3 protein-coding genes are annotated in these 5,527 nt (G+C 70.6%); all 3 read right to left on the bottom strand.

The window, feature by feature from the left end; translation table 11 throughout:
• Positions 1–461: 461 nt before the first annotated feature.
• Positions 462–1,115 carry a lytic transglycosylase domain-containing protein gene (locus G3N62_RS34195; protein WP_124669577.1) on the bottom strand — a complete coding sequence of 218 codons (654 nt, stop codon included), beginning with the start codon at positions 1,113–1,115 and terminating at the stop codon, positions 462–464.
• Between the two features lie 104 nt (positions 1,116–1,219).
• A complete protein-coding gene (locus tag G3N62_RS34200; RefSeq protein WP_124669578.1) occupies positions 1,220–2,575 on the bottom strand; it encodes a DUF3999 domain-containing protein in 1,356 nt (451 codons plus the stop codon).
• A partial coding sequence (locus G3N62_RS34205) for a DUF2339 domain-containing protein (protein WP_206141480.1) occupies positions 2,572–5,527 on the bottom strand: 2,956 nt, incomplete at its 5' end. The genes G3N62_RS34200 and G3N62_RS34205, both read right to left, overlap by 4 nt.

The following is a 5,527-nucleotide window of genomic DNA, read 5'->3' on the forward strand; positions in this document are numbered from 1 at the left end:
TTTTTTGCCGCGTAGGCGTCACGTGAGCGGAGTGTGGCGCTCCCGCTCGTGTACGGCCCTCGATACCCCCCCGCCGCGTCGCGGCGAACGGACGTTTACGCGCTTTTTATGCGCTGGCGTGATCCTTTGCCGCGGTCTTCACGCGAACCTTCATAAGATGGTCGCATGGAACCCGGACGCGGCTCGTGCGGTTGCACGCAGGCAGCCGTCGCGCGACGCACCGGCAAGAGGACGCCCACCATGCCTCTCGCTCATGTGGCTCATGTGACATGACTCGCGCCGCGTGCGCTGTTCCGCCATCCGGTGATGTTTTGCACGTACGCCGGCAGCATCCCGCCGACGCTTGCTCGAAGCGCCGCGCTGTTCATCCAGGTCGAAGCGCCGGCTGCATTACCGCACAGCGCGAAACACGGCGGGGCCGCGAAGACGCTTTCGGCGCCCCCTGGTGTCGCGCGTCGCGCTCAGGGATTCGCGGCCGTCCGCAGTGCATCGGCCGGGGTGCCGTTCGACCGGCGCAATTGCGCATCGAATTGCTGCACGCGCAGCGCGACGCGCTGCGCATAGCGTTTCGTGCCGCCGTTGTAGCGCACGAGCGCGGTTTCGACGTCGCCGTCCGCATCGTCGAGATAGCCGCGGAAGATCGCCGCACCGATCCGCACGTTGGTTGCCGGATCGGACAGGTCTTTCACATGCGCGACGAGGTCGCGGTGCGCGGCGGGCAGCACCTGCATCAGCCCGCGCGCACCCGCGACGCTGGTCGCGTGGCGATCGAAGCCCGATTCGACCGCGATGATCGCGAGCAGCAGCGCCGGTGCGAGCCCGTAGCGGTCCGATTCGGTCTGCACCGCGCGCGCGATCGTGCAGGCTTCGGCATACGCGACGTGAAAGCGGTTGCGCAGCGCGGTGACGATCGTGTCGAGGGTGGGCGACGGCGACGCGGCGGGCGTGCTGGCGGCGGTCACGGGCACGGCCGGCGTGTCGTCGGCGTGCGCGGGCAGCGCGACCGACAGCGACAGCGCGAACGGGAAAAGCAGCGCAAGCCGTTTCAACGGCAGCGTCGGGCACGGACGCGTGCGCAGTGCCGGCCGGTCGTGCAATGGATAGGTTTCCTGCATGTCGTCGCGTCGTGGTTCCGATGCGACGACTGTACGCAGTTACGCGTTGCGACCTTCGAAAGAAACGGGCGTGCCTAATAAACGCTGCATAAAGACGCGCGGCGTCACGCGTCGCGGCCGCGCGAGTCGCCGCCGCCTTTCGCGAGTCGCCACGCGATCGTGCCGAGCACGCCGACCGCGACGACCAGCGCGCCCCACAGCACGAAGCGGCGAGTCGCGTCGGTATCGGCGGGCGCCGGCGCGACCGCCGATACCGGCAGCGCCGCGCCGACCCGTGCGGGCCGCACTTCGGGCGCCATGCCGACCAGCAGCGCCTCGCGGCTCACCGCCGACGACACGAGCGACGCGTCGCCGACACCGAGCGTAAACGGCGGTGTGCCGCGCGCGACGAAGGTCAGCGCGGCCGGATGCCAGCCGATCGCGACGGCCGGCTGCCCGCCGCCGAACCCGCCGTTACGCATGTCGACGACGATCCGCCATGCACGGTCCGTATTCGCCGCGAACTCGAGCGGCGGATTGCGCTGCTCGCCGGCCTTGCCCTGCAGCCGGAACAGCACGGCGCCCGCGATGTCGCGCCACGGCGCCTGCGCGTCGGAGCGGCTCTGCAACGTCGCGCGCGCAACCGTATTCGGTTGCGGCAGGTCGATGCGCACGCGATCGACCGGATAGGCGCCATCGGTGTCGAACAGATACTCGCCGGCCGTACCGCCGGCACGCACGCGTACGGCCTCGCGCCACTGACGCGGCACGGATGCGGTGTCGGTTCCGCGAGCGTCACGCGGATGCGTCTCGACGTCGATCGACGCGATCGCGGGTGCGTCGTCGAGCCAGTCCAGCCGCAGGTAGCGGGGCGCCGCGCCTTCGAGTGCGATGCGCTCCTGCACCAGCATGTCGTCGCCGTGGCCGACTTTCAGCAGTTGCGTGCTGCCGAGCGACCGCCAACTGCGCAGGTCGTCGCTCGCTTCGATCGCGACACGTCCCTGGTAGCGGTCGTCGCCCACATGCACGAGCAGCGCGTCGATGGTGCCGTCCGTATGCGACAGGTCGACGAGATCGGCGCCATGTTTCGTGCGCGCCGGCGCGGTGCTTGCCGCGCGCAGCGCGCCGTCCGGGCCGACCGTCACGCCGAGCGGCGCGCCGCCGTTGTCGGCGCGGGCCGGCGGCAGCGGAAACCAGTGCACCGGCGTGCGCGTCGGCGGCACTGCGGGCGTGGTCGCGGCGGGGGCGTCGAGCGAATACGGCACCGGTTCGCCCGCACCGTTGAAGATGCGCACGTCGCCGAGATCGTCGCGCCGGCTCGCCGCATACACGAGCTGCGGCACGGTGAGCTGGTAATACGCGGCGCTGCCGTCGAGGTCGAGCGCGAAGCGATGTGTCACGCGTGCGACGTCCGGCATGCCGTCGGCCGCCGCGAACGACGCGAGCAGGCCCAGTCCGAGCAGGGCGGCGAGTCGCTTCATGGCTGCTCGTCCTGTTGTGCGGCGGCTTTCGGCGGCAGCGGCGAGAAATAGCCGATCAACAGCAGCAGCACGCCGATGCCGATGAACGACACGATGCGCTCGATGCCGGTCACGTGCGACAGGTCGAACAGGAACAGCTTGACGACCGTGAGCGCGAGCAGCGCGGCGCCGACGAACCACAGCGGACGCAGCCCGCGGCGCGTGGCCCAGATCGCGATCGCGAGCGCGCAGAGCGTCCAGTACACGGATACCGAGGCCTGCACGAGCGTCGATTCCGCCATCGCGCCGAATTCGTACGGCACGCCTGCCCAGTGATGCAGCGTGCGCAGCAGGATCGCGTTCAGCCACAGGAACGCGGTGGCGCCGGCCGCGCTCAGCAGCGCGACGCGATACTTGCCGAACGACCCGCCGAGCTTGCGCGCGCGGATGAACCACGACGCGGCGAGCGCATAGACGACTGCTAGCACGAGATCGAGCGGGTTGAAGAGCGGCACGCGCGCCCAGCTTCCGCCGTCCTGCGTGAAGTTCGCATAGAAGGTCCACATCCACATCACGACGATCAGCGGCAGCGACGCGAATGCGCAGATACGGGCGATGCCGTCGCGGCGCGTCAGCCACATCCCGGCGAACGCGAACAGGCTCCAGCCGACCATGAACACCTGCTGGATGCCGAACGACGACAGCACGGTGTCGAGGTCGTAACCGGTGTGGAAGCGGTGATGCAGCGTGCGCAGCATCAGCGCGTTGAACCACAGGAACACGGTCGCGATCGCCGCATAGTCGACCACGCGCGGATGCCACGCGATGCCGAGCGCTTTCAGGCGGCGCAGCCACGCGGCGAACGCGACGAAGACGAGACACTGCGCGATGTCGAGCGGATTGAGCAGCGGCAGCCAGAAGAGGGGGGCCGCGCTGCCGTCGCTGACCGTGCTCGCGATGCTCCATAACCACAGCAGCGCGGCGAGCGGCGCGGCGCCCCACACCTGGTACGCGCGCGGGAACGCCGCGACCGGCCAGCGCAGCCGCGCGCCGGGGCCCGACACGAGCAGGAGCAGCGCGCCGAAGCCGTATGCCCATGCGCTCCAGCTCCATGCGCCTTCGGGGACGAACGCGCGCAGGCGCCAGAAGCCTTCGAGCGACAGCAGCCCGCACAGGGTCCAGAACATCAGCGTATGCAGCGGCGCGACGATGCCGGCGGCAATCGATGGCACCGTGCCGCTCCCGGCATCGGCGCGAGCCGGGGCGCGCGCCTGCCGCCACAGCAATGCAAGCCCCGCGCCGACGGCAACGGGCCACGCGAATGCGCCGATACCCGACAGCGGGGCTTCATGCGCATCGAACGCGCGCAGCGCGAGCAGCGCCAGCACCGGCGTGAGCGCGAGCGCGGGCCATTCGGCGAGCGGCCACGCGAGCTTGCGGCGCGCGACGTGCGCGAGCCACGCGGTGCCGGCCGCGAACAGCGCGGTCGTGTCGACGACGAAGCGGTCGGCATGCAGATCGACGTGGCGGCTTGCATGGACGAGGATCTCGTGCAGCCCGCCGCTGACCCACCACAGCAGCCCCCATGCAGCGGCCGCGACGCCGATTTCCGGCATCCACGCGTGCCACGCGCGCGCTTCGTCGCGCCCGTGCAGCCACCAGCCGGTGAACAGCCCGGCGAGCGCGATCAGCAGCATCGCGATGTACGGGCTGTTGAGCACCGGCAGCGCGGTGGCGTCGGCCGGCCCGAGCAGGCTCGTGAAGAACGCGCCGGCCGCGGCGATCTGCATCAACAACCCGAAGCCGAACGGCAGCAGACGCTTCTGGCGCACGCCGAGCCACACGATGGCCGCGCCTTCGATCGCCCACGCGGCGCTCGTTGTCGGCCCCGAAAACGCGAGCGGCACGGCCAGCGTCGCGAAGATCACCGCGAGCGCGAGCATCGATTCGAACAGCAGCCCGAGGCGGTCGCGGCGCCGCGCGAGCCAGGCCGCGACCGCAACGTAGAACGCCGACAGCGCGACCGCGCTCCACGCGAGCCCGAACGGCATGCCTTTCACGAGCGACGCCTGCAGCGCGGTCGCGACGATCGGCGTGCCGAACACGAGCGTGCCGTCCACGTAGTGCCGCAACGCGATTTCGCGTTTCAGCGCATACAGCAGCGCGATGCCGACATACATCAGGAAGAACAGGATCAGGAACGGCTCGGTGCTCGCGAACAGCGCGGGACGGTAGGCCGTCACGCCCCAGGCCGAGCCGATCGTGAACGTGAAGACGAAGCCGAGCAGGTTCAGCGGACGCCATGCCTTGAACCACGCGATCGCGAAGATGCCCGCGTTCAGCAGCGCGTAGTAGCTGAACAGCGCGACGTGGTTGCCCTGGCCCGTCGACAGCAGCACCGGTGCGAGGAAGCCGCCCGCGCTGCCCATGAACGCGAGCGGCAGCGCGTTCTGCCGCACCGCGAGGAACGCGCTCAGCGCGCAGACCGCGACCATCAGCGAGAACGCGGCGCCGACCGGAAGCAGCGCGTAAAGCTTGGTCGCGGCGAAGATCGTCAGGTACAGGATGCCGATGCCTCCGCCTTGCAGCACGAGGCCGTACGCGGCGCGGCGTGCGCGCACGCGCCAGCCGATCGCGAGCAACGCGGCCGCGGCGAGCGCGGTGCCCGCGAGGCGGAATTCGATCGGCAGCATGTTGTTGTCGGCCGCGTACTTCAGCAGGAACGCGACGCCGAAGAACAGCACGATGATCCCGACGCGCACGACCGTGTTGCCGCCGAGCAGCCAGTCGCGCGCGGCGCCGAATGCGCGGTCGACGAGTCCGGGTTCGCGCGGCGCGGGCGGGGCAGGGCGGGCGGGTGCGGCGGCGGGACTTGCCGTCGGGCCGACGGGAGCCGACGCGGGTACGGCCGGACGCGCCGCGGTGGCCGGCGCGGGCGTCGCGGCAGGCGCCGGGATCGAGGCGGCGGCCGAT

Source organism: Burkholderia sp. Tr-20355, from assembly GCF_017104685.1.
In the GTDB taxonomy this organism is placed as follows: Bacteria; Pseudomonadota; Gammaproteobacteria; order Burkholderiales; family Burkholderiaceae; genus Burkholderia; species Burkholderia seminalis.

What these genes read in the sequence shown, in the direction of transcription:
- G3N62_RS34195 (WP_124669577.1), bottom strand. Translation starts at nt 1,115, where the DNA reads ATGCAGGAAACCTATCCATTGCACGACCGGCCGGCACTGCGCACGCGT.
- G3N62_RS34200 (WP_124669578.1), bottom strand. Translation starts at nt 2,575, where the DNA reads ATGAAGCGACTCGCCGCCCTGCTCGGACTGGGCCTGCTCGCGTCGTTC.